The organism is Burkholderia latens (genome assembly GCF_902499045.1).
Lineage (GTDB): Bacteria > Pseudomonadota > Gammaproteobacteria > Burkholderiales > Burkholderiaceae > Burkholderia > Burkholderia latens.
Window position 1 is genome coordinate 1 of record NZ_CABVPL010000019.1, and the last position, 25,995, is coordinate 25,995.

The following is a 25,995-nucleotide window of genomic DNA, read 5'->3' on the forward strand; positions in this document are numbered from 1 at the left end:
GCGCGCCGCGGCGCCGGTCGCGCACGCGGAAGGCGCGCCGGGTGCGCAGTCCGGCGCGCGTCAGGAAACGCCGCGTGCGCAGCCGCAACCGCGGGTCGACACGACCGCGCAGATCGACCAGCCGCGACCGCGCCCTGATTTCCCGGCTCCGGCGCAAGCTGCGCCGACGCGGCGGGAGCGGGCCGCGCCGGCGCCGCAACCGCGCCCCGAATTCGCGCAACCCGCGCCGCACCGTGAAATCGCGCCGCCGCGCACGAACGAGTACCGGCCGCCCGCGCCTGCCGCGCGCGACATGCCGCGACCGCAGCCGCAGGCGCCGCGCATGGAGCCGCGGGCGCCGATGCCCGCACCTCACATCGAACCGCGCCCGCAACCGGCACCCCGCATGGAACCGCGCCCGTCCATGCCCGTGCCGCACGTCGAAGCGCGCCCGCAATCGGCGCCGCACGCCGAAGCGCCGCACCCGGGCAATCCGCCGCCCGGCGGCCACGACGAACGACGCCGCCAGTAACCGTCGCCGATGAAACAGAAAGGCCCGAACCGGTGCTTGGCCGGTCGGGCCTGCTTCATGCTGTCGGGGCGCGGAGCGCGTGATTCCGCCCGGCGCGCGGATTCGCGGGTTCAGACCGCCATCGGCGCGGTCAGCGGCTCATGGTGCCGGTAGCCGACCAGCGAGAAATCGGACGGCTCGACGCGTTCGAGCCATTCGGGCGCATAGACGCCCGTCTTCGCGTAATCCGGCACGCGCTCGGCGATCTCGAGCCGCGGGCTGTCGTACGGCTCGCGCGTGAGCTGCTGCTGCAGCATGTCGAGCTGGTTCTCGTAGATGTGCGCGTCGCCGATGAAATATGTGAACCAGCGCGGCGTATAGCCGGTCAGCCGGCCGACGAGCGACAGCAGCGCGGCGCCTTCCGTCAGGTTGAACGGCGTGCCGAGCCCGACGTCGTTGCTGCGGATGTACAGGCACAGCGAGATCTCGCGCTTCGCGACGTTCGGCAGGAATTGATACAGCAGATGGCACGCAGGCAGCGCGATCTGGTCGAGCACGGCCGGATTCCACGCATGGAACAGGATCCGGCGGTCGGCCGGGTTCTCCATGATCGTGTCCAGGCACTGGCGCAGCTGATCGATCGCCTTGTACAGCAGCACCTTCGGCGCACCGTCCTCGTCGAAGCGCGTGACGATGCGGAAACCGCGGCGCGTCGCGTCGGCGATCTGCGCGTCGGCGCTCGCATCGAGCACCTTGTAGCCGGGCCACTGGCGCCACTGGACGCCGTACACGTCGCCGAGATCGTCGACGCCCTGGCGGTACGGATTCGCGAGCCACTGCGCGTTGTCGTTCGCGTTCGCGTCCCAGACCTTGCAGCCGAGCGCGCGGAAATCGGCCGCGCTGCGCGATGCACGCAGGAAGCCGACCAGTTCGCCGATCGCGGACTTGAACGCGAGCTTTTTCGTCGTGACGGCCGGGAAACCTTGCTGCAGGTCGAACCGCAGCATCGCGCCGGGCATGCTGATGGTACGGATGCCCGTGCGGTTCTCCTGCCAGGTGCCGGTGTCGAGGATGGTGCGAACGAGGTCGAGATACTGTTTCATGCGGGTTCCTTCGGCCGCGAGGGCGGCCGCACCCGCCAATTTTAGCAAGCGTGGCGCGGAACCTCCGGCGACGGCGGCGGAAACGCGCCCAGCGGGTCGCCGCGATCGCGCATCCCGTGCGCGCACATCAGCCGGTAGAGCGTGACCCGCGACACGCCGAGTTCGCGCGCCGCATCGGCGAAACGGCCGCGGTGACGCAGCAGCGCCTGCTCGATCGCCTGCCGCTCGGCCGCCTCACGCGCCTCGGTCAGTGACACCGGCGCGAGAATCGCGAATTCGTTCAGCTCGAGATCGGCCGCGGTAATCATCCGGCCCTCCGACATCACGATCGCGCGGCGCACGCGATTGATCAGCTCGCGCACGTTGCCCGGCCACGAATAGCCGTACAGCGCGGCGATCGCGTCCGGCGAGAAGCCGCGCAGCCGCCGGTGCGCATCGCCCTTGAAACGCTCGAGCATGTGCCGCGCCAGCAGCTCGATGTCCTTGCCGCGCGCGCGCAGCGGCGGCTCCTCGATCTTCAGCACGCACAGCCGGTGGAACAGGTCCTCGCGGAAGCGCCCTTCGCGCAGCGCCGCATCCATGTCCACGTGCGTCGCGCAGATCACGCGCACGTCGACCGGCACCGACACGTGCGCGCCGAGCCGCTCGATCTTGCCTTCCTGCAAAAAGCGCAGCAGGCTCGCCTGGCTTTCGAGCGGCAGGTCGCCGATCTCGTCGAGAAACAGCGTGCCGCCGTTCGCGGCCTCGACGCGGCCGATCTTGCGCTGGTTCGCGCCCGTGAATGCACCGCGCTCATAGCCGAACAGTTCGGCCTGCAGCAGCGTCGACGGAATCGCACCGCAGTTGATCGCGACGAATGGCGCATGCGCGCGCGCCGAGCGCTCGTGAATCGCGACGGCAGTCAGTTCCTTGCCGGTGCCCGATTCGCCGGAGATGAACACGGGCGCATCGGTCGTCGCGACGCGCCGGATCGTCCTGAAGAGCCCGAGCATCGCGTCGCACGTGCCGACCATCTCGCCTTCCGCGCGCCCGGCGCCAACGGGCGACGCGACGGGATCGGTGAGCGCGACCATGCCGTGCGCGTGACCGACGGTCTCGACGATGCGCGCCGTCTCGTACGGCATCGTCACGTAGTCGAAGCAATAGTCGCGAATCAGATGTCGGAGCGTGGCGTCCTGCAACTGGCCGCGCCGGGTCGCCGCGATCCAGCCGATGTGCTGGATGCTCAGGCACGGTTCGAGTTCGCGCAGATCCGCGGGCCGGAAACCCGGCGAGAAATCGAGCAGGCCGGCGGTCGCCACGCCGTGCTGCACGACACGCCGCACGTCGCGCGCGGTCTCCGCGAGATCGACGCGCCACCCGCATTCGTCGAAATGCCCGCGCAACGCGTCGTTCGGTTCGCGCGAGAAATAGATCACATGCCGCTGCTCGGCTCCCATATGCCCACCCCGTTCATCAACCGTCTAACGATTGCCGCGCACGCAAGCCGCGCGCGAAAAGGATCGAATCGGGTCAGCCGAAGCGGCTCGATTCGCCATGCCGATGCTCGGCAACGGCAAGCCTCGCATGATGGCGCTTATATCGCGTCCAGTTGTTTTGTGGTCACGACAGCTTGGTTATAGGCGCCGAATACGACAATCCGATTGCGGCGCGAATGGGCGAGCGGTCGAATCGCTCAGCGGTAGACGCATATCAATCATCTGCACATAGCACGCGCAGCGACACGCTCATGCATCGACACACGCGCCGATTTTCATCCCTGGCGGCTGCCGGTTGAATCCGCAGAACTCCGGAGCCCGCTCGTTTCACGGCTGAAACATTTCCCGGGGTTTTCCGCCACGCGTTACTGCGCGCGCTCGCGAATCATAGACGCAACAACGCGCGTCGGCCGATGGCATGTATTTCGCTGAATGCGTAACAGATCGGAGAAAGCGACCATGCGAATACTTTTTTCACAGTGTTTCGGGAAGGTGGCGATTGCATTCGCGCTCGCGTGTCCGCTCTTGCCGGCACACGCGCAAGAAAGTGCGAAACCCGAACGCGCGCTGTTGCTCGCCGATAACACGCCGGGCATGCATCGCGACAACCGGTTCGGCATCGTGCCGGTCGCGGTGCCGCAACCGCGTTCGTCCGACAACACGTCGGTGACGCTATGGGACGAGATCACGCCGCCGGCGCGGCCGCCGATGCCGATCCCCGTGCAGCATCCCGGCTACACACAGCATGCGATGGAGCGCAGCGCAACGAACCGCATCCATCGATGATGGGTCTGCGGCGGCCTGCGCATCGCGATCGATGAGGAATGCATATCGAATCGAGCGATGCCGCGCGGTTCCGGCCGACTCGACTCCCGCTGCGTCGACGCCGCGACGCGAACGTTTTTGTGTCCGTCCCCCGGCGGGCACGCTTTTTATTCCGCGTGTCACGACGCGAAGCCTGCGCATCGTCACCGCCTGCGACGATGCGCGAGCTTCCGGGCTCGCCGACGCGTGTACACCGACGCGGCCCGCTGCCGTCATTCCGGTAGAATCGGCGCCATTCCGGCTTTCCTCTTTCCCGATCTTCATGACGACGTTGACCCTGATCGTCGCGCGCGCCCGCAACGGCATCATCGGCCGCGACAACCAGTTGCCCTGGAAACTTCCCGAGGACCTCGCGTTCTTCAAGCGCACGACGATGGGGGCGCCGATCGTGATGGGCCGCAAGACTCACGAGTCGATCGGCCGGCCGCTGCCGGGCCGCCGCAACATCGTCGTCACGCGCGACGCCGCGCGCCGCTTCGACGGCTGCGATACCGTCACGTCGCTCGCCGACGCGCTCGCGCTCGCCGCGCACGACGGCGCGGCCGAAGCGTTCCTGATCGGCGGCGCGCAACTCTATGCGGAAGGCCTCGCGCTCGCCGACAAGCTGATCGTCACCGAGATCGACGCGGACTTCGACGGCGACGCGTCGTTCCCGGCGCCCGATCCCGCGCACTGGCGCGAAGTGTCGCGCGACCCGCATCAGGCGGCCGCGCCGAACACGTTCGGCTATGCGTTCGTCGTCTACGAGCGCAAGCGCGGCTGACACGCGGCACGCGATAAAAAAGCCCGACCGGCTCGCACGCGCCGGTCGGGCTTTCGATTTTCTGGCGGCCTGTGCCGCGCCGGTTACTGCCCGGCGATCGTCATCTGCTCGATCAGCACCGAGCCGGTTTCCTTCGTGCCGCGCACGATCGAATCCGCGCCGATCGCGACGATGTGCCGGAACATTTCCTGCAGCGTGCTCGCGACGGTGATCTCCTCGACCGGATACTGGATCACGCCGTTCTCGACCCAGAAGCCGGCCGCGCCGCGCGAATAGTCGCCCGTCACGTAGTTCACGCCCTGCCCCATCAGCTCGGTCAGCAGCAGGCCCGTGCCGAGCTTCTTCAGCATCGCGTCGAAGTCGTCGCCCGGCTGCGTGTTCGAACTGCGCAGCGCGAGGTTGTGCGAGCCGCCCGCATTGCCGGTCGTTTGCGTGCCGAGCTTGCGTGCGGAATAGGTCGACAGGAAGTAGCCTTCGACGACGCCGTCCTTGACGACGCTGCGCGCACGCGTGCGCACGCCTTCCTCGTCGAACGGCGCGCTGCCCATCGCGCGCGGCACGTGCGGATCCTCGACGACCTGCACGTGCGGCGCGAACACCGGCTTGCCGAGGCTGTCGACGAGGAACGACGTCTTGCGGTACAGCGCGCCGCCGCTGACCGCCTGCACGAACGCGCCGAGCAGGCCGGCCGCGAGCGGCGCCTCGAACAGCACGGGCACCTTGCGCGTGTCGAGACGGCGCGCGCCCATCCGCGCGAGCGCACGCTCGGCCGCGTAGCGCCCGACGGCTTCCGGCGCCGCGAGGTCGACCGCGCTGCGCTTCGACGAATACCAGTCGTCGCGCTGCATGTGGCGGCCGCTGCCGGCGATCGGCGCGCACGCGATGTAGTGGCGCGAGTACGGGTAGCCGGCGAGGAAGCCGCGCGACGTCGCGAGCACGAACTGCGAATGCTGCGCCGATACGCTCGCGCCTTCCGAGTTGCGGATCTGCGGGCTCACAGCGAATGCGGCATCTTCCGCGCGGCGTGCGAGCGCGACGGCCTCGTCGGCCGTCAGCGCCCACGGATGATAGAGGTCGAGGTCGCGCGGGTCGGTCTCGAGCAGCTCGGCTTCGGCGAGGCCGGCCGCATCGTCCTCGGCCGTGAAGCGCGCGATGTTGTACGCGGCGGCGACCGTATCCTTGATCGCGGCCGGCGAGAAGTCCGACGTGCTCGCGTTGCCGCGCTTCTTGCCGATGAACACCGTCACGCCGACCATCTTGTCGCGATTGTGTTCGATCGTCTCGACCTCGCCTCGCCGCACCGACACCGACAGGCCGTCGCCTTCGGAGATTTCGGTCGCGGCGTCGGTCGCGCCGAGCGCCTTCGCGTGGCGAAGGATGTCCGACGCGATTTCCTTGAGCTGGTCCTGCGTGTGCGGGAAATAGCGCGCTTGTACGTCGAGATTGGCTGCCATCGTCTTGGTATCCGGTGGCGGGCGGGCGCCCGCATGTTCAAAATGTTGCGTATCCCGCGATCATAGCAAGGTCCGGGGCCACATACCGACAAGCTTGGGGTGTCCGCGTCGCGATACAATGCCGCCCATGACACGCAAAACCCGAATCCAGCCGATCGAGCACGCCGCCGAAGACGACGACAACGGCTACGATCGCCCCAGCAAATCCCAGTTGAAGCGCGAAATGCACGCGCTGCAGGAACTCGGCCAGGCGCTGGTCGACCTGCCGAAGGACGCGCTCAAGCGCATGCCGATGCCCGAAGATCTCGCGGACGCCGTGCGCGAAGCGCGCCGGATCACCGATCACGAAGGCAAGCGCCGCCAGCTTCAGTACGTCGGCCGCGTGATGCGCTCGCTGACCGATGACGAAACGGCCGCGCTGCGCACCGCGCTCGACGCCCAGCGCGGCGTGAACAAGGCCGCGACGGCCCGCCTGCACTGGATCGAGCGCACGCGCGAACAGTTGCTCGCGAGCGACGACGCGCTGACCGAATTCCTCCGCCAGCACCCGGAAGCCGACATCCAGGAAGGCCGCACGCTGATCCGCAACGCGCGCAAGGAAGCGCAGCAAGGCAAGCCGCCGCGCTATTTCCGCGAGCTGTTCCAGTGGATCAAGACCGCGAGCGGCACGGACGAAGCGGACGGCGGCGAAGCACCGGACGACGCCGGAGACGACCATGACGACGAAGCGTAATCACCCGGACGAACTCGTGGTCGGCCTCGTGTCGATCAGCGACCGCGCGAGCACGGGCGTCTACGAAGACAAGGGAATCCCGGCGCTGCAGGAATGGCTCGCCGCCGCGCTGGTCTCGCCGTGGCGCGCCGAAACCCGGCTGATCCAGGACGATGCGCCGACGATCTCGGCCACGCTGACCGAACTCGTCGACGTCGCCGGCTGCGATCTCGTGCTGACGACCGGCGGCACCGGCCCCGCGCGCCGCGACGTGACGCCGGAAGCCACGCTGGCCGTGGCGACGAAGGAAATGCCGGGATTCGGCGAACAGATGCGGCAGATCAGCCTGAACTTCGTGCCCACCGCGATCCTGTCGCGGCAGGTCGCGGTGATCCGCGAAACGGCCGCGGCCGATCACGCGGCGCTGATCATCAACCTGCCCGGCCAGCCGAAGTCGATCCGCGAAACGCTCGAAGGGCTGCGCGATGCCGACGGCAAGTCGACCGTGCCCGGCATCTTCGCGGCGGTGCCGTATTGCATCGACCTGATCGGCGGCCCGTACATCGAGACCGACGCCGCGGTGGTCGCGGCGTTCCGGCCGAAGAGCGCGCGACGCTGAACGTGGATCGAGCGCCGCGCGGGCGCCGGCACGCTCAGGCGGCCGGCACGGAATCGCCCGCCGGCGCCGACGCCGACGCGGCCGGAATCAGGAAATGCTCGCGGTAGTACTTCAGTTCGTCGATCGACTCGTGGATGTCGGCGAGCGCCGTGTGCATCGCACGCTTCTGGAAACCCTTGTAGATCGCGGGCTGCCACCGGCGGCACAGCTCCTTGAGCGTGCTGACGTCCAGGTTGCGGTAGTGGAAGAACCGCTCGAATTCCGGCATCCAGCGCGCCATGAAGCGGCGGTCCTGGCAAATCGAATTGCCGCACATCGGCGACTTGCCGGGCGGCACGTACTGCGCGAGGAACGCCTGCAGCTGCGCGGCGGCCTCCGCTTCGGTCACGGTCGACGCGCGCACGCGGTCGATCAGGCCCGAGCGGCCATGCGTCGACTTGTTCCAGTCGTCCATCTTCGCGAGCGTTTCGTCGCTCTGGTGGATCGCGAACACGGGGCCTTCCACCGCGATGTCGAGCGTGGAATTGGTCACGACGATCGCGATTTCGATGATGCGGTCGTTATCCGGGTCGAGGCCCGTCATCTCCATGTCGAGCCAGACGAGGTTCAACTCGTTGCGCACGAGCGCGGGCTGGCTGGCGGAAGCGGCGGTATCGGTCATGAGTCATCCTGGAAAATGGCGGACGGCGCACGGCGCCGCCCGGGCGGCCGGCATCGCACGAGCGGGCGCGGTCCGCAAGAACATATAATTCTCGCATAGAACCCTTTGGCGCCTTCGATGTCACCCTTTTCGTTCACCCTGCTGTTCGCGATCGCCGTGCTCGCGATGGTCGTCACCAAGCTGTGGCTCGCGTCGCGGCAGATCCGCTTCGTCGCCGCGCACCGCAACGGCGTGCCCGAACAGTTCAGCAGCACCATTCCGCTGACCGCCCATCAGCGCGCGGCCGACTACACGGTCGAGCGCACGCGGCTCGCGATGTTCGAGATCGTCGTCAGCGCGGCCGTGCTGGTCGGCCTGACGCTGCTCGGCGGCGTCGGCGCGCTCGACGCGCTGCTGACGGGCTGGCTCGGCCGCGGCTACGGGCAGCAGGTCGCGCTCGTCGCTGCGGTGCTCGTGATCACGGGCGTGATCGACGTGCCGTTCGAGTACTACCGCCAGTTCGGCATCGAGCAGCGCTTCGGCTTCAACCGGATGACCAAGCGCCTGTTCTTCACCGACATGCTGAAAAACACGCTGCTCGGCGCCGTGCTCGGCCTGCCGCTGCTGTTCGTCGTGCTGTGGCTGATGAATCAGGCCGGCAGCTTGTGGTGGCTGTGGACGTGGGCCGTCTGGGTCGCGTTCCAGATGCTCGTGCTGCTGATCTACCCGACCTTCATCGCCCCGCTCTTCAACAAGTTCGAACCGCTGACGGACGAAGCGCTGCGCACGCGCATCGAGTCGCTGATGAAACGTTGCGGCTTCGCGGCGAAGGGGCTGTTCGTGATGGACGGCAGCCGCCGCTCCGCGCACGGCAACGCGTATTTCACGGGCTTCGGCGCATCGAAGCGGATCGTGTTCTTCGACACGCTGCTCGCGCGGCTGTCCGGCGAGGAGATCGAAGCCGTGCTCGCGCACGAGCTCGGCCACTTCAAGCGCCGGCACGTGATGAAGCGGATGCTCGTGTCGTTCGTGCTCAGCCTCGTGCTGCTCGCGCTGCTCGGCTGGCTCGCGCAGCGCACGTGGTTCTACACGGGGCTCGGCGTCACGCCGTCGCTCGACTCGAGCAACGCGGGCGCCGCGCTCGTGCTGTTCTTCCTCGCGATCCCCGTGTTCCTGTTCTTCGCGACGCCGTTCAGCAGCCTCACGTCGCGCAAGCACGAGTTCGAGGCCGACGCGTTCGCGGCCAGCCAGACCGACGCGCAGGATCTCGTCAGCGCGCTCGTGAAGCTCTACGAGGACAACGCGTCGACGCTCACGCCCGATCCCGTCTACACGGCCTTCTACTACTCGCATCCGCCCGCGTCGCAGCGGATCGACCGCCTGATGCAGCACGCATGAGCCGGCCGACCTCCCGCAAGCCGGCCCCGCGCGCATCGGGCGCGCCGCGTGTCGAAGGCCGCGTGATCGCGGCGCACGGCCGCCACTACATCGTCGCGCCAGACGACGGCGGCCCGATGCTGCAGTGCTTCCCTCGCGGCAAGAAGAGCGAGATCGCGGTCGGCGACCGCGTCGTGTACGAACAGGCGTCGGCCGACCAGGGCGTGATCGTCGAAATCGGCGAGCGGCGCAACCTGCTGTACCGCTCCGATCAGTTCAAGTCGAAGTTGTTCGCGGCGAACCTCGACCAGTTGCTGATCGTGCTCGCGACCGAGCCCTATTTCAGCGAGGACCTGCTCGGCCGCGCGCTGATCGCGGCCGAGGCGAACGAACTGAAGCCGCTCGTCGTGCTGAACAAGATCGACGTCGAGGCTGCGCTGCCGATCGCCCGCGAGCGTCTCGCGCCGTACCGCGCGCTGGGCTACGACGTGCTCGAACTGTCGGTGAAGGGCGCGCCCGACGACGCGCGCGCGCAGCTGATGCCGCATCTGGCCGGCCATTCGACGATCCTGCTCGGCCAGTCCGGGATGGGCAAGTCGACGCTCGTGAACCTGCTCGTGCCCGATGCCGAAGCCGCGACCCGTGAAATCTCCGCTGCGCTCAACAGCGGCCGTCACACGACGACGTTCACGCGCCTCTACCCGCTCGACGGCGGCGGCGCGCTGATCGATTCGCCGGGTTTCCAGGAGTTCGGCCTCTATCACCTGACCGAAGGCCGCCTCGAGCGCGCGTTTCCGGAATTCCGCCCGTTGCTCGCGGACTGCCGTTTCTATAATTGCCATCATCTGCACGAGCCCGGCTGCGCGATTCTCGAAGCCGTCGCCGACGGCCGCATTGCGCCGTCCCGGCATGCGCTTTATGCGCAGCTCGTGCACGAAGCAAGCCAGATCGTTCGCTGAGTTCGCGGCGGACGAAGGCGGCCGGACCGGAGCCGGCGCTCACCGACAGGAGCCTCGATGCGTTTCAAGGCCCCCGACCTCGCCACCGCGCAGCACTGGGCGAACGTGCTGCAGGCGGCCGGCATCGGCTGCGAACTGCACAACTGCTACGCGACCGGCGCGCTCGGCGGCCTGCCGGTCGACGCGTGCGCGCCCGAGCTGTGGCTCGACGACGAACGCGACGATGCGCTTGCGCGACGCCTGCTCGACGCCGCATCACACGGCCCGGCCACCGGCGCCGCGCCGTGGCGCTGCCGGCAGTGCGGCGAAGCGCTCGACGCGCAGTTCACAGCCTGCTGGCAATGCGGCGCCGTGCGCGATCCGCTCGACGACTGAACGCAACGTCCTGACACACAGCGAAAAGGCCGGCAACGAGCCGGCCTTTTCATTTCATCGCGTGCTGCGCGAGCGGGTCACGAAATCCAGACCGCCAACGTCAGCATCAGCAGCAGGATCATCCACAGGATCACCGCGCGCCATACCAGGCCGACCGCAGATTGCAGCGTACGCGGCGTGCAGTCGTCGCCGACCGTCAGCGGGCCGCTGTCGCCGACCGCCAGCGCGTCGAGGCTCGACGGCTCCGCGAGCGGCCCCGCGAGGCGCGCGCCGAGCGCGCCGCTGCCGGCCGCGAGCAGCACGCCATCGTTCGGGTCGGGCCACTGGCGTGTGTGATTGCGCCACGCGTAGATTGCGTCCTCGAAGTTGCCGACGATCGCGAAACCGAGCGCGGTCAGCCGCGACGGAATCCAGTCGATCACGAAGAATGCGCGCTGCGCGAACGTCGAGAACGCGGCCGTGCGCTCGTCGCCCGGCGTCGACCAGCTGCGCGCGAGATATTCGGAGATGCGGTACAGCACCGCGCCGGCCGGACCGATCGGCAGCACATACCAGAAGAACACGCCGAATACGTGGCGATGCGATGCAACGACTGCATGAATCAGCGTATGGCGGACGATTTCGCCGACCGGCATGTCGATCGTGTCGAGGCCCGTCCACTCGTGCAGGATCTCGCGCGCACGCGGCACGTCGTCGTTGTTGAGCGCGAGATGGATGTCGGTGAAGTAATGGCTGAACTGGCGGAAGCCGAGCGTGAAATACACGACGACGACGTTCCAGATGAACGCGAGCACGAAGCTCACCTTGTACAGCAGGAAGTAGATCAGCGCGACGACCAGCACCCACGGCAGCACGACCGCGAGCCACGCGAGCACGCCATGTTTTTGCTTGCCGGCGTCGAGGCCATGCGCGACGGTTTCCGCATGAAACTGGAACAGTGCGAATACCGGATTGCTCGGCGACAACGCGCGGACCTGTTCGATGATGAGAGCGAGGAGAACCGAAAAGAAAGTCATGCGTGGCGCCGTCTTCGGAGTTATGTCATTTTTTGCATAACGATAGCACAGCGTAAGCGACGGATGGCCGCTGGCGCGACGGGCCGCGGGCCGGCCATGCGCGCACGGTCGAGCGGCCGCTTATCCGGCCGCCAAGAAGCGGTACAGATTGCGCAACATGCCGGCAGTTGCGCCCCAGATGAAGTAATGCCCGTTCGATGCGTCGTTCGGATAGGGCATCGCAAAAAAACGACGCTCGCCGCCTTCCCAGCGGAACACGCGCACCTGGTGGTTCGCGGGACTCATCAGGAACGCGAGCGGCACCTCGAAGATCTCGGCGACCTCGAATGTGTCGGCCTGCACGGTGAACGGCGGATGCACGAGCGCCACCACGGGCGTCACGCAGAAGCCCGTGCCCGTCAGGTAGTCGGGCAGCGCACCGAGAATCTCGACCGGCTCGGCGGCCAATCCGATCTCCTCCTTCGCCTCGCGCAACGCGGTCGCGGTCGCGTCGCGATCGAACGGCTCGCGCCGGCCGCCAGGGAAGCTGATTTGGCCGGCATGGTCGTTCAGGTGATCCGCGCGCTGGGTCAACAGCACGGTAAGACCGGTCTCGCGAACGACGAGCGGAACGAGGACGGCTGCACTGCGCGGATCGACGCCGTCCTGCAACCGCACCTCGCCGGGTTCCACGCTCCATTCGAGCGTACGCGCGAAACGTTCGCGCAACCCGGATGGCGTCATCAGCCGGGGATCGATGGTCGGCAGGCCGGCGCCGGTACCTTCGACCGGCAGCACTTCGGGGTCAATGATGGGGCGGCGATTCAATGGGGCTCTCGGATTCGTGTCGTATCGAGCATATTGTCGCGCCAGAATGAAAAAAGCACCCGGGAGGGTGCTTTTTCCTTACAGCTCTTACTCTTGGGAAGCTGCTGCGGCGCGATCCTTCGACACCAGCTTTTCCTTGATTCGAGCCGACTTGCCCGAACGCTCGCGCAGGTAGTACAGCTTCGCACGACGCACATCACCGCGACGCTTCACGACGATGCTCGCCAGCAGCGGCGAGTAGGTCTGGAACGTACGCTCGACGCCTTCGCCCGACGAGATCTTGCGGACGATGAAGTTCGAGTTCAGGCCACGGTTGCGCTTCGCGATCACGACGCCTTCGTACGCCTGAACGCGCTTGCGGTTACCTTCAACCACGTTCACGTTCACGATCACCGTGTCGCCCGGGGCGAATTCGGGAATCGTCTTGCCGGCGAGCGCGCGCTCGATCTCTTCCTGCTCAAGTTTTGCGATCAGATTCATCACTGACTCCTAAAGCCATCTTGTCGGCGTTTGCACCCGCCTGCTTCCAGGCCCGGCCCCGATAGAGGATGGATTCACATCAGGCACCGCGCACGCATGCACGGCACCGCCATTTCCCGCCCGCGACACCGCCTCAGGAGGCGTCCTTCGCTTCGCGTGCGAGGTTCGCAAGCCACGCCTCGTCGGCCCGGCTCAGCAACTTCTCGCGGCGCGCCCGGACGATCAGGTCCGGCCGCTTCCGCAGCGTATTTCTCAAAGCTTCCTGACGCCGCCACTTCTCGATCTCGGCATGATGCCCGCCGAGCAGCACGTCCGGCACGCGTACGCCTTCGTACTCCTCCGGGCGCGTGTAATGCGGACAATCGAGCAGCCCGTCGGCGAAGCTGTCCTGCACGGCCGACTGCGCATCGTTCAGCACGCCCGGCAGCAGCCGCACGACGGCATCCATCATCGCCATCGCCGGCAGCTCGCCGCCGGACAGAACGAAATCGCCGAGGCTGATTTCCTCGTCGACGCAACGATCGAGCAGACGCTGATCGATCGCCTCGTAGCGGCCGCACAGCACGATGACGCCAGGCTCCTGCGCCATCCGCACCGCCCGCTCGTGCGTGAATGGCGCACCCTGCGGCGACATCATCACCACGCGCGTGCTCGCGATGCCCTGCTCCGCCTGTGCAGCCTTCGCTGCACCGATCGCGGCCTCGAGCGGCTTCGCCAGCATCACCATGCCCGGACCGCCGCCGTACGGACGATCGTCGACCGTGCGGTAGTTATCCGTCGTGAAATCACGCGGATTCCAGGTACGCAGCCCGAAGCGCGCCTGCTTCACGGCCCGGCTGGTGATGCCCCAGTCGGTCAGCGCGCGGAACATTTCGGGAAAGAGCGTGACGACGTCGAACTGCACCGCGCTCTCCGTAACCGGGTTCATGAGTAATCGGCTTCCCAGTCGACAACGATACGACGCGCCGCCTGATCCACCGTCTTGACGTAGACGCCGACGAACGGGATCAGCCGTTCGCTGGTGGTCGGCCGGCCATCCTTGCCGACTGCCGGATACTCGACGCGCATGATCGAATGCACGCCGTTGTCGATCATCCCGCTCACCGTCCCGAGCGCCACCGATTGCTCGTTGACGACGTCGAGACCGATCAGGTCGACCCAATAGAATTCGTCCGCGGCCAATGCCGGGAAATCTTCCCGGCGCACGAACACGCGAAAGCCGCGCAAAGCCAGCGCGGCATCGCGGTCGCTGACACCCGCGGCGTGCGCGACGACCGTGTCGCCGTGCGTCTTCGACTGCAGGATGCGGGCGGACAACCGCTCCCCACCCCGCTCCAGCCACCAGCGGCGCGCGTTGAGCAGCGCATCGCCGCCGCGGCCTGCGTCGGCATGCGTCGCCACCTTGACCCAGCCTTTCAGGCCATAGGCGTCGACCACCGCCCCGACCTCGACAGCATCGTCGGGCCAGGCTTGCACCGCTTCGAGACTGCCCTGCTCGGCAGCCGTACCAGCCTTCGCGACAACGTCGCGCTCGACCGGCTTGCGGACGAATGCGCCAAACGACGCTCGCCCGCGCTTTGCGTTACCGGAATCGTGACCGGACATCAATGCTCCTTGCAGCCGGCACGACCGGCACACCGCGCCATTGTTAGGCAGCCGGTTGCGCCTTCTGCGCTTCCTTCACGAGACGCTGGACGGTCGGCGACAGTTGCGCGCCAACGCCTTGCCAGTACGTCAGGCGATCCTGAGCGATGCGCAGCGATTCGCCCTTCGTGGCGACCGGGTTGTAGAAGCCGACGCGCTCGATGAAGCGGCCGTCACGACGGTTACGCGAATCGGTAGCGACGATGTTGTAGAACGGGCGCTTCTTCGAGCCGCCGCGAGCCAGACGGATGATAACCATATGAAATCCTTCGGGAAAACCGGGTTCGAAACTACTGAAACGTGCGATTATAGCCGGAAACCGAAGCCACAACAAACACTTACGCGCAAAATTTCCGCAGGCGCGCTGTCCGCCGGGCATACAATCGTCGTGTTCCCGATGCTCCCCGCCGCCATGCCGCTATTTTGCGCCGCCCCGGCACGCCGTGCGCAGCACCGCCTCGCGGACATGCTGGCCGGCCTCATCGCCTGCATTGCGTCGGCTGCCGCTTGCGCCGCGCCGCCGGTGAACGAACTGGTCGTGCCGCCCGGCTTCCATATCGACGTGCTGACCGACGCAGTGCCGGCCGCCCGCGAAATGGCGTGGTCGCCGCGCGGAATCCTGTATGTCGGCTCGCGGGAAGGCCGCGTCCATGCCCTCGCGATGCACGAGGGCCGGATCACCGCCCGCTACGTGATCGCATCGGGGCTCGACATGCCGGTCGGCGTCGCGTACCGCGACGGCGCGCTCTATATCTCGGCCGTATCGCGCATCCTGCGCATCGACCATGTCGACGACCGGCTCGCGAAGCCGCCCGCCCCGGCAGTCGTCACGGACGCGCTGCCGACCGACCACCATCACGGCTGGAAATTCATCGCATTCGGCCCCGACGGCAAACTTTACGTGCCGACCGGTGCGCCGTGCAACGTCTGCCTCCCGGATCGCAACCGCTACGCGATCATCGCGCGCATGAACGCGGACGGAAGCGGACGCGAGGTGTTTGCCCGCGGCATTCGCAACACCGTCGGCTTCGCGTGGCACCCCGACTCTGGCGAACTGTGGTTCACCGACAACGGCCGCGACCTGATGGGCGACGACGTGCCCGACGACAAGCTGAACCGCGCGCCGCGCGCCGGCCTCGACTTCGGCTTTCCCTACTGCCATGGCGGCGACCAGCCCGACCCGGAATTCGGGAGCCCCGACGTATGCCGCCGCTATGTTCCGCCCGTGCTGAAACTCGGCGCGCACGTCGCGGCGCTCGGCATGCGTTTCTATACAGGGCCAATGTTTCCGGCGTCGTACCGGAACAACGTCTTCATTGCCGAACACGGCTCGTGGAATCGCAGCACGAAGGTGGGCTACCGCGTGATGCGCGCGGTCGTGTCCGCCGATGGCAGTCACGCCCGCGAGACGCCGTTCATCACCGGCTGGCTGCGCGCGGACGGCACGGTATGGGGGCGGCCGGCCGACGTACTGCCGCTGCCGGACGGCTCGCTGCTCGTCAGCGACGACTACGCGGGCGCCATCTACCGCGTCACCTATGCGGCACCTTGACGCAGGCACCGGATGACCGGCTCCGACCGGGCATCGTAGAATGCGTGCCGGGCCGAGCGCCCGCGCCGGCCCGCCGGCGCCCATGCCAACGATAATCCGCCGCCATCCATGTCAAGCAGCACCGCACCGTCCCGCCGTTTCCGCTCGAAGACGCTCACCGCCGCTCTCGCGTTCCTGTTCGGTTCGCTCGGCGCGCATCGCTTCTATCTGTACGGCTTTCGCGACGTGTACGGTTGGGCGCACCTGCTCGCGACGATCGTCGGGATTCCGGGCTTTCTGCTGCTCGCGGCGACGCAGCGCACGGCCAGCCTCGGCTGGTGGCTCGCCGTGCCCGGCGCGATTTCGCTGCTTGCCGCGTTCCTCGCCGCGCTCGTCTACGGACTGCGCCCCGACGAAAAATGGGATGCGCAGTTCAATGCCGAGACGGGCAAGCAGAGCCGGTCGGGCTGGACGGTGATCTTCATCGTGATCTTCTCGCTGCTGATCGGCGCGTTCCTGCTGATGACCGCGCTCGCGCTGTCGTTCCAGACGTATTTCGAATCGCAAGTCGAAGCGGCGAAGCAGATTTCGCAGTAAGCGCCGACGCGCGCCGGTCAGAACAGGCTCAACTGCATGTCGTCGCGCGGCTTCACGCCCGCCGAGCCCGCCACCGTGCGCCGCGCTGCCGCGGCGGCCACCGGCGCGGCGCGAAACCGCGACATATCCAGAATGCCGTTCCTGTGCTCGTTCAATCCGAGCCGCTTGACAGCCTGACGGAAACGCTGCCGCAACAGGTCGGCCCAGATCCCCTCCCCCTTCATCCGTTTCGAAAAATCCGAGTCGTAATCTTTCCCGCCGCGCATATCGCGCACGCGGTTCATCACGCGCTCCGCGCGATCCGGAAAATGCGCGGCGAGCCAGTTCTTGAACAGCGGTGCGACCTCCCACGGCAAGCGCAGGATGATGTAGCTCGCGTGCGTCGCGCCGGCTTCCGCGCACGCCTCCAGCACCCGCTCCATGTCCGGTTCGGTAACGAACGGGATCATCGGCGCAATGCTCACGCCGACCGGCACGCCCGCGTCGCGCAGCGCGCGAATCGTCCGCAGCCGGCGCGCCGGCGTCGCCGCACGCGGCTCGAGCGTGCGCGCGAGTTCGGCGTCGAGCGTCGTGATCGTGACGGCCGCCATCACCTGCCCGCGTTCGGCCATCGGCGCGAGCAGGTCGAGATCGCGCTCGATCAGAGAAGATTTCGTGATCGCGGCAAACGGGAGCCCGTGATCGTGCATCACCTGGATCACGCTGCGCGTGATGCGCAGATCGCGCTCGACCGGCTGGTATGCGTCCGTGTTGACGCCCAGCGCGATCGGCTCCGGCACGTAGCGCTTGCGCGAAATCTCCCGCTCGAGCAGTTCGGCCGCATTGACCTTCGCGTAGATGCGGCTTTCGAAATCCAGCCCGGGGGACAGCCCGAGATAGCTGTGCGTCGGCCGCGCAAAGCAGTAGATGCAGCCGTGCTCGCAACCGCGATACGGATTGAGTGACACGCTGAACGGAATGTCCGGCGACTGGTTGCGCGTGAGAATGCTCTTCGCGCGCTCCTCGAATACCTGCGTGCGCAGCGGAGCAGGCAGATCGGTGTCGTCCGATTCGTGCGTCCAGCCGTCGTCGACCGCTTCGCGCAGCGCCGTTTCATAGCGCCCCTGCAGATTGTCGACCGCACCGCGCCCCTTGCGGGGCGCGGGCGGCGCTATCGGAAATTCGTTGTCGGACAGACCGTCCATGCGCTCACCCTTTCGCCTGCACCCAATACTGTACATTTATACAGTATCGGGTGCAGCGTGCCAAGGGCGAGATGAAGGGTCCGAAGTCCGGCAACGGGCCGCTGCAGCGATCATTCGCCGACCGAAATGGTCAGCGTCTCCTTGATTTCCTCCATCACGACGTAACTCTTCGACTGCACCGCGCCGGGCAACTGCAGCAGGATGTCGCCGAGCAGCTTGCGATAGTCGGCCATCTCGCCGATCCGCGCCTTGATCAGGTAGTCGAAGTCGCCGGACACGAGATGGCATTCGAGCACCTCGTCGATCTTCATCACTTCGCGGCGGAACTGCTCGAACATGTTGCCGCCCTTGTGGCCGAGCGTGATCTCGACGAACACGAGCAGCGCCGCGCCGAGCTGGGCGGGATCCACGCGCGCGTGGTAGCCGGTGATGACCCCGTCGCGCTCCATGCGCCGCACGCGCTCGATGCATGGCGTGACGGTCAGCCCGACCTGTTCCGCGAGGTCCTTCATCGCCATCCGGCCGTCATTCTGGAGCAGTTTGAGGATGCGCCGGTCGAGCTTGTCGAGCGAGCGTACTGGCTGGCGTTGCGTTCTCATTTCTTTATTCTGAAAACCTGAAAAATACGATAACAAAACCTACACATTCGACAATACCATAGCGCAAAAAACTAGATCAGCTAGAGGTTACACGGAGCCGCAGGTGCGCCCGGCCTCGACCTGATTCCTTCGATCTGGAGCAGCTATGCGAGTCGTCATTCTGGGCAGCGGTGTGGTGGGCGTGGCAAGCGCGTATTACCTCGCGCGCGCCGGTCATGAAGTCACGGTGATCGACCGGGAAGCCGGCCCGGCGCTCGAGACGAGCTTCGCGAACGCGGGCCAGATCTCGCCCGGCTATGCTGCGCCGTGGGCCGCGCCCGGCGTGCCGCTGAAGGCCGTCAAGTGGATGTTCGAGAAGCATGCGCCGCTCGCGATCCGTCTCGACGGCACGCGCTTCCAGCTCCAGTGGATGTGGCAGATGTTGCGCAACTGCACGGCCGAACGCTATGCGGTCAACAAGGGCCGCATGGTGCGCCTCGCCGAATACAGCCGCGATTGCCTGCAGGCGCTGCGCGCCGACACCGGCATCCAGTACGAAGGCCGCACGGGCGGCACGCTGCAGCTGTTCCGCACGCAGCAGCAGCTCGACGGCGCGGCGAAGGACATCGCGGTGCTGCAGGAAGCGAACGTGCCGTTCGAACTGCTGTCGCCGGCCGAGCTCAAGAACGCCGAGCCGGCCCTCGCCGCCGTCTCGCACAAGCTGACGGGCGGCCTGCGCCTGCCGGGCGACGAAACCGGCGACTGCCAGCTGTTCACGACGCGCCTGGCCGCGCTCGCCGAATCGCTCGGCGTGAAGTTCCGCTACAACACGCCGATCGACGCGCTCGCGATCGCCGGCGGCAAGATCGCCGGCGTGCAGTGCGGCAGCGAGACGGTGCGCGCCGATGCGTACGTCGTCGCGCTCGGCTCGTACTCGACGAACTTCATCGCGAACCTGATGAAGATTCCCGTCTATCCGCTGAAGGGCTATTCGATCACCGCGCCGATCGTCAACGAGGCGGCCGCGCCTGTGTCGACGGTGCTCGACGAAACGTACAAGATCGCGATCACGCGTTTCGACCAGCGCATCCGCGTCGGCGGGATGGCCGAGATCGTCGGCTTCGACAAGAACCTGCGCGCGGCGCGCCGCGAAACGCTCGAAATGTGCGTGAACGACCTGTTCCCGGGCGGCGGCGACACGTCGAAGGCCACGTTCTGGACGGGCCTGCGCCCGATGACGCCGGACGGCACGCCGATCGTCGGCCGCACGCCGGTGTCGAACCTGTTCCTGAACACCGGCCACGGCACGCTCGGCTGGACGATGTCGTGCGGGTCGGGCCAGTTGCTCGCCGACCTGATCTCAGGCAAGAAGCCGGCGATCCAGGCCGACGACCTGTCGGTCCATCGCTACCTGAAGGATGTCGCCGGCCAGACGCGCCCGGCTTACGCGTAAATCGGACCGGCCCGCGGCGATGCGGGCCGGTCGCAGCACTGACAAAGGCGTCCTCGGGCGCCTTTGTCGCTTCGGCGAGCGCAAGTACAGCTGCGAGCGGCGGCTCGGTATGAGGCGCTAGTCAACAGGTGCATGCGGTTGTCGCTCGTCGAGCGAATCGGCGCTGCCAGTCGCGCGCGTGTGGGGGCGCCGATGCGTTCCGGATGGCGCGGCACGATCGCGCCCCTCTCGCGGAACGACACCCGCCACTCTTCAGCGATGACGCAACAAAAAGGGGCGCTCATCGCGCCCCTTCTGCCGTACTTGCCGCCGAAGCGTCACGCCGTGTCAGCCGAGCTCGTTCACGAGTTCCGGCACGAGCGCGAACAGATCGCCGACGAGGCCGTAGTCGGCCACGCTGAAGATCGGCGCTTCCGGATCCTTGTTGATCGCGACGATCACCTTCGAATCCTTCATCCCGGCCAGATGCTGGATCGCACCCGAGATGCCGACCGCGATGTACAGCTGCGGCGCGACGATCTTGCCGGTCTGGCCGACCTGGTAGTCGTTCGGCACGTAGCCGGCATCCACTGCGGCGCGCGATGCGCCGAGCGCTGCCGACAGCTTGTCCGCCAGCGGCTCCAGCACCTTCGTGTAGTTCTCGCCGCTGCCCAGACCGCGGCCGCCCGACACGATGATGTTCGCGCTGGTGAGTTCCGGACGGTCCAGCTTCGTCACTTCACGGCTCACGAACTGCGACTTGCCGGCGTCGGCCGCCGCTTCGATCTTGTCGATCGACGCGCTGCCGCCTTCCGCTGCAACCGGATCGAAACCCGTTGCACGCACCGTGATCACCTTGATCGGATCGCTCGATTGCACCGTCGCGATCGCGTTGCCCGCGTAGATCGGGCGCTCGAACGTGTCGGCCGAATCGACCGCCGTGATGTCCGAGATCTGCGCGACGTCCAGCTTCGCGGCGATGCGCGGCGCGACGTTCTTGCCGTAGGCGGTGGCCGGCGCGAGGATGTGCGAGTAGTCCTTCGCGATGTTCAGCGCGGTCGCCTCGACGTTTTCCGCGAGGCCCTCGGCCAGTTGCGGCGCGTCGGCCAGCAGCACCTTCGACACGCCTGCGATCTTCGCTGCCGCGTCGGCAGCCGGTTGCGCGTCGTGGCCCGCGACCAGCACGTGAATGTCACCGCCGATCTTCGCCGCCGCCGCGACCGTGTTCAGCGTCGCGGCCTTGATCGACGCGTTGTCGTGTTCTGCAATCACCAGAATCGTCATTTCTTTCCGCTCCCTCTTACAGCACCTTGGCTTCGGTCTTCAGCTTCTCGACCAGCGTCTTCACGTCCGGCACCTTCACACCGGCCGCGCGCTTCGGCGGCTCGGCCACCTTCAGCGTCTTCAGACGCGGCGCGACGTCCACGCCGAGGTCTTCCGGCTTCACCGTTTCCAGCGGCTTCTTCTTCGCCTTCATGATGTTCGGCAGCGTCACGTAGCGCGGCTCGTTCAGGCGCAGGTCGGTCGTCACGACTGCCGGCAGCGTCAGCGACAGCGTTTCCGCGCCGCCGTCGACTTCGCGCGCAACCGTCGCCTTGCCGTCGGCGATCGTCACCTTCGACGCGAACGTCGCCTGCGGCAGGCCTGCGAGCGCCGCCAGCATCTGGCCCGTCTGGTTCGAGTCGTCGTCGATCGCCTGCTTGCCGAGAATCACCAGTTGCGGCTGCTCCTTGTCGACCAGCGCCTTCAGGATCTTCGCGACGGCCAGCGGCTCGACGCCGTCGTTCGATTCGACGAGGATCGCGCGATCCGCGCCGATCGCCAGCGCCGTGCGCAGCGTTTCCTGCGCTTGCGTGACACCCACCGACACCGCGATCACTTCGGTCGCGACGCCTGCTTCCTTCAGGCGCACCGCTTCTTCAACGGCGATTTCGTCGAACGGGTTCATCGACATCTTCACGTTCGCGATGTCGACGCCCGTGTTGTCCGACTTCACGCGGACCTTCACGTTGTAATCGACCACTCTTTTCACTGGCACCAGGATTTTCATGCACACGCTCCAAAGTTACGAATACGACCAGAGGCCATTCTATAGCGAGGCCTCATGACTGCGCGGCCAAGCGGACCCATCCCTCATGGCTATCGAGGATAGCGCTCCTCGATGGCGCGCCGGCAATAGCGAACGGTCGTTCTATTTTAAAAGAGAAAAAACCCGGACGCAAAGCCCGGGTTTTCGATCATCGACTCTAATCATCGCCGGGCGCGCCGTGTACCTCGTGTTGCTTACCAGGCGGCGATGACCGCGCCGCCGAATTTCTGTTCGATGAACTGCTTCACTTCCGCGGAATGGTAGGCCGCGATGAGCTTCGCGACCCACGGCTTGCCGCGGTCGGCGTCGCGAATCGCGAGAATGTTCGCGTACGGGCCGTTCGGCCCCTCGATCGCGATCGCATCCTGCGTCGGTTTCAGCCCCGCTTCCATTGCGTAGTTGGTGTTGATCGCCGCCGCGTCGACGTCGCCGAGCGAACGCGGGATCTGCGCCGCATCGAGCTCGACGATCTTCAGCTTGCGCGGATTGTCGGCGATGTCGAGCGGCGTCGCCTTCAGGCCCGCGTCGGCGCGCAGCTTCAGCAGCCCCTGCTTCTGCAGCAACAGCAGAGCACGGCCGCCGTTGGTCGGATCGTTCGGCACCGCGACGCGCGCGCCCGGCTTCAGTTCGGCCAGCGACTTCACGCGCTTCGAATAGATGCCCATCGGGAACGTGACGGTGTCGGCCACCTTGATCAGCTTGTAGCCGCGATCCTTCACCTGCGCCTGCAGATACGGATCGTGCTGGTAGCTGTTCGCGTCGAGATCGCCCGACGCGAGCGCCGCGTTCGGCTGCACGTAGTCGGAGAACTCGACGACGCGAATGTCGAGGCCGCTCTTCGCCGCGACCTTTTTCACCACGTCCATGATCTGCGCGTGCGGGCCGCCGGTCACGCCCACCTTGATGGTTTCGGCCTGCGCATGCGCGGTCGCGAACAGCGCGGCCGCGCCAAGTGCGGCCGCGAATTTCAGCATGAAGCGTCGTTGCATCGTCTCCCCCAACGGATGAATGTCGTCTTACTTGTGGCTCAGCCGGCGCACCAGCCAGTCGCCGAACGATTGCACGATCTGCACGAACACGATCAGGATCGCGACGACCGTCCACATCACTTCCGGCAGATAGCGCTGGTAGCCGTAGCGGATCCCGAGATCGCCGAGCCCGCCGCCGCCGATCGCACCGGCCATCGCCGAATAGCCGACCAGCGACACGAACGTGATCGTCAGGCCGGCGACGATACCCGGCAGCGATTCGGGCAGCAGCACCTTGAACACGATCTGCGACGTCGTCGCGCCCATCGACTGCGCGGCTTCGATCAGCCCGCGGTCGACCTCGCGCAGCGCCGTTTCGACCAGGCGCGCGATGAACGGCGCGGCCGCGAGCGTGAGCGGCACGACCGCCGCGGCCGTGCCGATCGACGAACCGGTGACGAGCCGCGTGAACGGAATGACCGCGACCAGCAGGATGATGAACGGCGTCGAGCGCACCGCGTTCACGACGCCGCCGAGCACGCGATTCACGCCGAGGTTCTGCAGCACGCCCTGGCGGTCGGTCAGGTACAGCAGCACGCCGAGCGGCAGCCCGACGAGCGCGCCGACCGCCCCCGAGATGCCGACCATGATCAGCGTCTCCCAGAACGACTGCACGAACATATCGAACATCTCACTCAACATACGAAAGCTCCTCCACCACCACGCCTTGCTCGCGCAGGAACGCGAGCGCCTGCCCGACCTTGCCCGGTTCGCCGCCCGCGAGCACCGCGAGCGACCCGAACGCCTGCCCCTGGATCTCGTCGATCTGGCCGTGCAGGATGTTGAAATCGAGTTCGTACCGGCGGATCGTCTCCGACAGGATCGGCTGGTCGACGCCGGAACCGGTAAACGCAAGCCGCAGCAGATGCCCGCTGCCCGTCTTCAGCCGCTCGGCTACGCGTGCCTTCAGCGCCGGCGGCAATTCCTGCGCGATCACGTCGCCGATCAGCGCGCGCGTGACCTCGTGATGCGGCTGCAGGAACACGTCGATCACGCGGCCTTCCTCGACCACGCGGCCTGCGTCGAGCACCGCCACGCGATCGCACACCTGCTTGATCACTTCCATCTGATGCGTGATCAGCACGATCGTCAGGCCGAGTTCGCGGTTGATGCGCTTCAGCAGGTCGAGGATCGAGCGCGTCGTCTCGGGATCGAGCGCCGACGTCGCTTCGTCCGACAGCAGCACCTTGGGCTTGCTCGCGAGCGCGCGGGCGATGCCGACGCGCTGCTTCTGGCCGCCGCTGATCTGCGCCGGATAGCGATCCTTCTGCGCGGACAGCCCGACGAGGTCGAGCAGCGGCAGCACGGCCGCTTCGATGTCGGCACGGCTTGCGCCGGCCAGCTCGAGCGGCAGCGCGACGTTGTCGAACACCGTGCGCGACGACAGCAGATTGAAGTGCTGGAAGATCATGCCGATCTCGCGGCGCGCTTCGCGCAGCGCGCCGGCCTGCAGCAGCGTGAGATCGCGCCCGCCGACGACGACGTTGCCTTCCGTCGGCCGCGTGAGCAGGTTGATGGTGCGCACCAGCGTGCTCTTGCCGGCGCCGCTTCGGCCGATGATGCCGAACACTTCGCCCTGGGGAATCGTCAGATTGACGTTGTGCAATGCGTCAACCCAGCCGGTCGGCCCGGGAAAACGCTGCGACAGATTGCGTAATTCGATCATGTAAACAAAACGGCGGCCGGCTGGCGAGCAGGCCCGCCAATCGGCCGCCGATGCATCTGGAATAGCCGGCGATTTTACCGCAAACGCCTCATTCCCCTTAATAATCGATTTCGATCTTTTCATAACCAGATGAAATTAGAGGGTCGCCGCTGGGCCGCCGCCGGCATGCCGCGACTATGATCCGGATCACCATGCGAACGAACAGGGGACACGCCAGATGACCGCCACGACCACGCCGGCCGCCGCACCCGCCGCCGCTCCGGATTCGACGACGCCGCCCGCGCCGCGGATGGGCCGGCTGCGCACAGCCGACGGGCTCGAGCTCGCGTCGTACCGCTGGCCGGCAGGCGACGGCACGGTGCCGCCGCGCGCGACGATCGCGCTCGTGCACGGCCTCGCCGAGCATGCGGGCCGTTACGCGGCGCTTGCGGCGAGGCTGAATGCCGCCGGCCTCGACGTGCTCGCGATCGATCTGCGCGGACATGGCCGGTCGCCTGGCAAGCGCGCATGGGTCGAGCGGTTCGACGATTACCTGAACGATGCGGATGCGCTCGTCGCCGAAGCGGCCCGCGGCAATACGCCGCTGTTCCTGATGGGGCACAGCATGGGCGGTGCCGTCGCGGCGCTGTATGCGATCGAGCGCGTGCCGGCCCGCGGCCACGCGCTGGCCGGTCTCGTGCTGTCGAGCCCCGCGCTCGCGCCAGGGCGCGACGTGCCGCGCTGGATGCTCGCGATGAGCCGGTTCATCAGCCGCGTGTGGCCGAACTTCCCTGCGATCAGGATCGACGCTGCGCTGCTGTCGCGCGATCCGGCGGTCGTGGAGGCCAATCGCGCCGATCCGCTCGTGCACCACGGCCCGGTGCCGGCGCGCACCGGCGCGGAAATCCTCGATGCGATGGCGCGTATCGAGCGCGGCCGCGACGCGCTGCGCGTGCCGGTGCTCGTCTATCACGGCACCGACGACAAGCTGACCGAGCCGGACGGCAGCCGCGCATTCGGCACGCGCGTCGGTTCACCCGATCGCACGCTGACGCTATACGAAGGCGGCTTCCACGAAACGATGAACGATCTCGAGCGCGATCGCGTGATCGATGCGCTGATCGCGTGGATTCACGCGCGCGTGCCGGCGCGCTGAGTGCGCGCCGCGC

General features: G+C 66.9%; 28 protein-coding genes and 1 pseudogene. 12 read left to right on the forward strand and 17 right to left on the reverse strand.

All coding sequences use genetic code 11. From position 1 onward, the window contains the following. Window positions 1-511: pseudogene (locus BSE24067_RS15070) on the forward strand (DUF6600 domain-containing protein); the annotation flags it as partial. A 110-nt stretch (window positions 512-621) separates the two neighbouring features. On the opposite strand, the gene BSE24067_RS15075 reads toward BSE24067_RS15070, so the two are convergent. Both BSE24067_RS15075 and BSE24067_RS15080 read right to left on the reverse strand, forming a co-directional pair. Next, complete coding sequence (locus BSE24067_RS15075; protein ID WP_151063727.1) at window positions 622-1,593, reverse strand: thymidylate synthase; 972 nt, start codon at window positions 1,591-1,593, stop codon at window positions 622-624. Between the two features lie 41 nt (window positions 1,594-1,634). After that, entirely contained in the window at window positions 1,635-3,032 is a 1,398-nt protein-coding gene (locus BSE24067_RS15080) for a sigma-54 dependent transcriptional regulator (protein ID WP_151063726.1), read from the reverse strand. 609 nt (window positions 3,033-3,641) lie between these two features. Between BSE24067_RS15080 and BSE24067_RS15085 the strand changes: the two genes are divergently transcribed. Both BSE24067_RS15085 and BSE24067_RS15090 read left to right on the forward strand, forming a co-directional pair. Next, a complete protein-coding gene (locus tag BSE24067_RS15085) occupies window positions 3,642-3,857 on the forward strand; it encodes a hypothetical protein (protein WP_244122199.1) in 216 nt (71 codons plus the stop codon). A gap of 301 nt (window positions 3,858-4,158) precedes the next feature. Next, window positions 4,159-4,659, forward strand: a complete 501-nt coding sequence (locus BSE24067_RS15090) for a dihydrofolate reductase (protein ID WP_151063724.1) — start codon at window positions 4,159-4,161, stop codon at window positions 4,657-4,659. An 83-nt stretch (window positions 4,660-4,742) separates the two neighbouring features. On the opposite strand, the gene pmbA is transcribed toward BSE24067_RS15090, so the two are convergent. Beyond that, window positions 4,743-6,113 (reverse strand): metalloprotease PmbA, encoded by a 1,371-nt coding sequence (pmbA, locus tag BSE24067_RS15095; RefSeq protein ID WP_151063723.1) that lies wholly within the window; start codon window positions 6,111-6,113, stop codon window positions 4,743-4,745. Window positions 6,114-6,240: 127 nt separating this feature from the next. Here pmbA and yjgA point away from each other — a divergent pair, with 127 nt between their 5' ends. Next, window positions 6,241-6,846, forward strand: coding sequence for a ribosome biogenesis factor YjgA (gene yjgA, locus BSE24067_RS15100; RefSeq protein WP_279612891.1), 606 nt, complete (start codon window positions 6,241-6,243; stop codon window positions 6,844-6,846). Continuing rightward, a complete protein-coding gene (mog, locus tag BSE24067_RS15105) occupies window positions 6,830-7,444 on the forward strand; it encodes a molybdopterin adenylyltransferase (RefSeq protein WP_151063721.1) in 615 nt (204 codons plus the stop codon). Before yjgA ends, mog begins: the two co-directional genes overlap by 17 nt. A 34-nt stretch (window positions 7,445-7,478) precedes the next feature. Here mog and orn read toward each other — a convergent pair whose 3' ends face one another. Further along, window positions 7,479-8,105: an oligoribonuclease gene (gene orn, locus BSE24067_RS15110; protein WP_151063720.1), complete on the reverse strand. Its 627-nt coding sequence runs from the start codon at window positions 8,103-8,105 to the stop codon at window positions 7,479-7,481. Window positions 8,106-8,222: 117 nt separating this feature from the next. Here orn and BSE24067_RS15115 point away from each other — a divergent pair, with 117 nt between their 5' ends. The 3 genes from BSE24067_RS15115 to BSE24067_RS15125 are packed head-to-tail and all read left to right on the forward strand — an operon-like array spanning window position 8,223 to window position 10,795. Next, window positions 8,223-9,482, forward strand: coding sequence for a M48 family metallopeptidase (locus tag BSE24067_RS15115; protein ID WP_151063719.1), 1,260 nt, complete (start codon window positions 8,223-8,225; stop codon window positions 9,480-9,482). Continuing rightward, entirely contained in the window at window positions 9,479-10,420 is a 942-nt protein-coding gene (gene rsgA / locus BSE24067_RS15120; RefSeq protein ID WP_151063718.1) for a ribosome small subunit-dependent GTPase A, read from the forward strand. The genes BSE24067_RS15115 and rsgA overlap by 4 nt, the downstream gene beginning before the upstream one ends. A 57-nt stretch (window positions 10,421-10,477) precedes the next feature. Beyond that, on the forward strand, window positions 10,478-10,795 hold the full coding sequence (locus BSE24067_RS15125; RefSeq protein WP_151063717.1) for a putative signal transducing protein: 318 nt from the start codon (window positions 10,478-10,480) through the stop codon (window positions 10,793-10,795). A gap of 77 nt (window positions 10,796-10,872) precedes the next feature. On the opposite strand, the gene BSE24067_RS15130 is transcribed toward BSE24067_RS15125, so the two are convergent. From BSE24067_RS15130 to rpsP, 6 genes are all read right to left on the reverse strand, one after another. Beyond that, window positions 10,873-11,811: a CobD/CbiB family protein gene (locus tag BSE24067_RS15130; RefSeq protein ID WP_151063716.1), complete on the reverse strand. Its 939-nt coding sequence runs from the start codon at window positions 11,809-11,811 to the stop codon at window positions 10,873-10,875. 120 nt (window positions 11,812-11,931) lie between these two features. Next, complete coding sequence (locus tag BSE24067_RS15135; protein ID WP_151063715.1) at window positions 11,932-12,618, reverse strand: CoA pyrophosphatase; 687 nt, start codon at window positions 12,616-12,618, stop codon at window positions 11,932-11,934. A gap of 87 nt (window positions 12,619-12,705) precedes the next feature. Continuing rightward, the gene (gene rplS / locus BSE24067_RS15140) at window positions 12,706-13,098 is read right to left on the reverse strand and encodes a 50S ribosomal protein L19 (RefSeq protein ID WP_040143714.1); all 393 of its coding nucleotides are present in this window, start codon (window positions 13,096-13,098) and stop codon (window positions 12,706-12,708) included. 133 nt (window positions 13,099-13,231) lie between these two features. Further along, window positions 13,232-14,026 carry a tRNA (guanosine(37)-N1)-methyltransferase TrmD gene (gene trmD / locus BSE24067_RS15145; RefSeq protein ID WP_151063714.1) on the reverse strand — a complete coding sequence of 265 codons (795 nt, stop codon included), beginning with the start codon at window positions 14,024-14,026 and terminating at the stop codon, window positions 13,232-13,234. After that, window positions 14,023-14,703, reverse strand: coding sequence for a ribosome maturation factor RimM (gene rimM / locus BSE24067_RS15150; RefSeq protein WP_151063713.1), 681 nt, complete (start codon window positions 14,701-14,703; stop codon window positions 14,023-14,025). The genes trmD and rimM overlap by 4 nt, the downstream gene beginning before the upstream one ends. Before the next feature lie 43 nt (window positions 14,704-14,746). Further along, window positions 14,747-15,001 carry a 30S ribosomal protein S16 gene (rpsP, locus tag BSE24067_RS15155; RefSeq protein WP_006476550.1) on the reverse strand — a complete coding sequence of 85 codons (255 nt, stop codon included), beginning with the start codon at window positions 14,999-15,001 and terminating at the stop codon, window positions 14,747-14,749. 153 nt (window positions 15,002-15,154) lie between these two features. On the opposite strand from rpsP, the gene BSE24067_RS15160 reads away from it, so the two are divergent. Next, on the forward strand, window positions 15,155-16,294 hold the full coding sequence (locus BSE24067_RS15160; protein ID WP_151063731.1) for a PQQ-dependent sugar dehydrogenase: 1,140 nt from the start codon (window positions 15,155-15,157) through the stop codon (window positions 16,292-16,294). A 108-nt stretch (window positions 16,295-16,402) separates the two neighbouring features. Beyond that, entirely contained in the window at window positions 16,403-16,870 is a 468-nt protein-coding gene (locus BSE24067_RS15165) for an NINE protein (RefSeq protein WP_151063712.1), read from the forward strand. Between the two features lie 17 nt (window positions 16,871-16,887). On the opposite strand, the gene BSE24067_RS15170 is transcribed toward BSE24067_RS15165, so the two are convergent. Together BSE24067_RS15170 and BSE24067_RS15175 are read right to left on the reverse strand one after the other, a co-directional pair. Then, the gene (locus tag BSE24067_RS15170) at window positions 16,888-18,054 is read right to left on the reverse strand and encodes a PA0069 family radical SAM protein (RefSeq protein ID WP_151063711.1); all 1,167 of its coding nucleotides are present in this window, start codon (window positions 18,052-18,054) and stop codon (window positions 16,888-16,890) included. A gap of 110 nt (window positions 18,055-18,164) precedes the next feature. Beyond that, a complete protein-coding gene (locus BSE24067_RS15175; protein WP_151063710.1) occupies window positions 18,165-18,653 on the reverse strand; it encodes an Lrp/AsnC ligand binding domain-containing protein in 489 nt (162 codons plus the stop codon). Window positions 18,654-18,798: 145 nt separating this feature from the next. Here BSE24067_RS15175 and BSE24067_RS15180 point away from each other — a divergent pair, with 145 nt between their 5' ends. After that, window positions 18,799-20,085 carry a D-amino acid dehydrogenase gene (locus BSE24067_RS15180; protein ID WP_069241116.1) on the forward strand — a complete coding sequence of 429 codons (1,287 nt, stop codon included), beginning with the start codon at window positions 18,799-18,801 and terminating at the stop codon, window positions 20,083-20,085. 327 nt (window positions 20,086-20,412) lie between these two features. Here the strand turns inward: BSE24067_RS15180 and BSE24067_RS15185 are convergent, their stop codons facing one another. From BSE24067_RS15185 to BSE24067_RS15205, 5 genes are all read right to left on the reverse strand, one after another. After that, a complete protein-coding gene (locus tag BSE24067_RS15185) occupies window positions 20,413-21,348 on the reverse strand; it encodes an electron transfer flavoprotein subunit alpha/FixB family protein (RefSeq protein WP_151063709.1) in 936 nt (311 codons plus the stop codon). 16 nt (window positions 21,349-21,364) lie between these two features. After that, window positions 21,365-22,114 carry an electron transfer flavoprotein subunit beta/FixA family protein gene (locus tag BSE24067_RS15190; protein WP_060057144.1) on the reverse strand — a complete coding sequence of 250 codons (750 nt, stop codon included), beginning with the start codon at window positions 22,112-22,114 and terminating at the stop codon, window positions 21,365-21,367. A 233-nt stretch (window positions 22,115-22,347) separates the two neighbouring features. After that, window positions 22,348-23,142: a MetQ/NlpA family ABC transporter substrate-binding protein gene (locus tag BSE24067_RS15195; protein WP_151063708.1), complete on the reverse strand. Its 795-nt coding sequence runs from the start codon at window positions 23,140-23,142 to the stop codon at window positions 22,348-22,350. A gap of 27 nt (window positions 23,143-23,169) precedes the next feature. Further along, window positions 23,170-23,823 (reverse strand): methionine ABC transporter permease, encoded by a 654-nt coding sequence (locus BSE24067_RS15200; RefSeq protein ID WP_151063707.1) that lies wholly within the window; start codon window positions 23,821-23,823, stop codon window positions 23,170-23,172. Next, a complete protein-coding gene (locus BSE24067_RS15205) occupies window positions 23,813-24,847 on the reverse strand; it encodes a methionine ABC transporter ATP-binding protein (RefSeq protein WP_151063706.1) in 1,035 nt (344 codons plus the stop codon). Before BSE24067_RS15205 ends, BSE24067_RS15200 begins: the two co-directional genes overlap by 11 nt. Before the next feature lie 217 nt (window positions 24,848-25,064). Between BSE24067_RS15205 and BSE24067_RS15210 the strand changes: the two genes are divergently transcribed. Further along, window positions 25,065-25,982 (forward strand): alpha/beta hydrolase, encoded by a 918-nt coding sequence (locus tag BSE24067_RS15210; protein ID WP_151063705.1) that lies wholly within the window; start codon window positions 25,065-25,067, stop codon window positions 25,980-25,982. Window positions 25,983-25,995 lie beyond the last annotated feature (13 nt).

Coding starts and splice junctions, on each gene's coding strand:
- BSE24067_RS15075 (WP_151063727.1), bottom strand. CDS start 1,593: ATGAAACAGTATCTCGACCTCGTTCGCACCATCCTCGACACCGGCACC.
- trmD (WP_151063714.1), bottom strand. CDS start 14,026: ATGAACCCGGTTACGGAGAGCGCGGTGCAGTTCGACGTCGTCACGCTC.
- BSE24067_RS15200 (WP_151063707.1), bottom strand. CDS start 23,823: ATGTTGAGTGAGATGTTCGATATGTTCGTGCAGTCGTTCTGGGAGACG.
- BSE24067_RS15080 (WP_151063726.1), bottom strand. CDS start 3,032: ATGGGAGCCGAGCAGCGGCATGTGATCTATTTCTCGCGCGAACCGAAC.
- BSE24067_RS15160 (WP_151063731.1), top strand. CDS start 15,155: ATGCCGCTATTTTGCGCCGCCCCGGCACGCCGTGCGCAGCACCGCCTC.
- BSE24067_RS15190 (WP_060057144.1), bottom strand. CDS start 22,114: ATGAAAATCCTGGTGCCAGTGAAAAGAGTGGTCGATTACAACGTGAAG.
- BSE24067_RS15130 (WP_151063716.1), bottom strand. CDS start 11,811: ATGACTTTCTTTTCGGTTCTCCTCGCTCTCATCATCGAACAGGTCCGC.
- BSE24067_RS15170 (WP_151063711.1), bottom strand. CDS start 18,054: ATGGACGGTCTGTCCGACAACGAATTTCCGATAGCGCCGCCCGCGCCC.
- BSE24067_RS15205 (WP_151063706.1), bottom strand. CDS start 24,847: ATGATCGAATTACGCAATCTGTCGCAGCGTTTTCCCGGGCCGACCGGC.
- rpsP (WP_006476550.1), bottom strand. CDS start 15,001: ATGGTTATCATCCGTCTGGCTCGCGGCGGCTCGAAGAAGCGCCCGTTC.
- BSE24067_RS15210 (WP_151063705.1), top strand. CDS start 25,065: ATGACCGCCACGACCACGCCGGCCGCCGCACCCGCCGCCGCTCCGGAT.
- yjgA (WP_279612891.1), top strand. CDS start 6,241: ATGACACGCAAAACCCGAATCCAGCCGATCGAGCACGCCGCCGAAGAC.
- orn (WP_151063720.1), bottom strand. CDS start 8,105: ATGACCGATACCGCCGCTTCCGCCAGCCAGCCCGCGCTCGTGCGCAAC.
- BSE24067_RS15180 (WP_069241116.1), top strand. CDS start 18,799: ATGCGAGTCGTCATTCTGGGCAGCGGTGTGGTGGGCGTGGCAAGCGCG.
- rimM (WP_151063713.1), bottom strand. CDS start 14,703: ATGTCCGGTCACGATTCCGGTAACGCAAAGCGCGGGCGAGCGTCGTTT.
- mog (WP_151063721.1), top strand. CDS start 6,830: ATGACGACGAAGCGTAATCACCCGGACGAACTCGTGGTCGGCCTCGTG.
- BSE24067_RS15115 (WP_151063719.1), top strand. CDS start 8,223: ATGTCACCCTTTTCGTTCACCCTGCTGTTCGCGATCGCCGTGCTCGCG.
- pmbA (WP_151063723.1), bottom strand. CDS start 6,113: ATGGCAGCCAATCTCGACGTACAAGCGCGCTATTTCCCGCACACGCAG.
- BSE24067_RS15090 (WP_151063724.1), top strand. CDS start 4,159: ATGACGACGTTGACCCTGATCGTCGCGCGCGCCCGCAACGGCATCATC.
- rsgA (WP_151063718.1), top strand. CDS start 9,479: ATGAGCCGGCCGACCTCCCGCAAGCCGGCCCCGCGCGCATCGGGCGCG.
- BSE24067_RS15125 (WP_151063717.1), top strand. CDS start 10,478: ATGCGTTTCAAGGCCCCCGACCTCGCCACCGCGCAGCACTGGGCGAAC.
- rplS (WP_040143714.1), bottom strand. CDS start 13,098: ATGAATCTGATCGCAAAACTTGAGCAGGAAGAGATCGAGCGCGCGCTC.
- BSE24067_RS15165 (WP_151063712.1), top strand. CDS start 16,403: ATGTCAAGCAGCACCGCACCGTCCCGCCGTTTCCGCTCGAAGACGCTC.
- BSE24067_RS15175 (WP_151063710.1), bottom strand. CDS start 18,653: ATGAGAACGCAACGCCAGCCAGTACGCTCGCTCGACAAGCTCGACCGG.
- BSE24067_RS15195 (WP_151063708.1), bottom strand. CDS start 23,142: ATGCAACGACGCTTCATGCTGAAATTCGCGGCCGCACTTGGCGCGGCC.
- BSE24067_RS15185 (WP_151063709.1), bottom strand. CDS start 21,348: ATGACGATTCTGGTGATTGCAGAACACGACAACGCGTCGATCAAGGCC.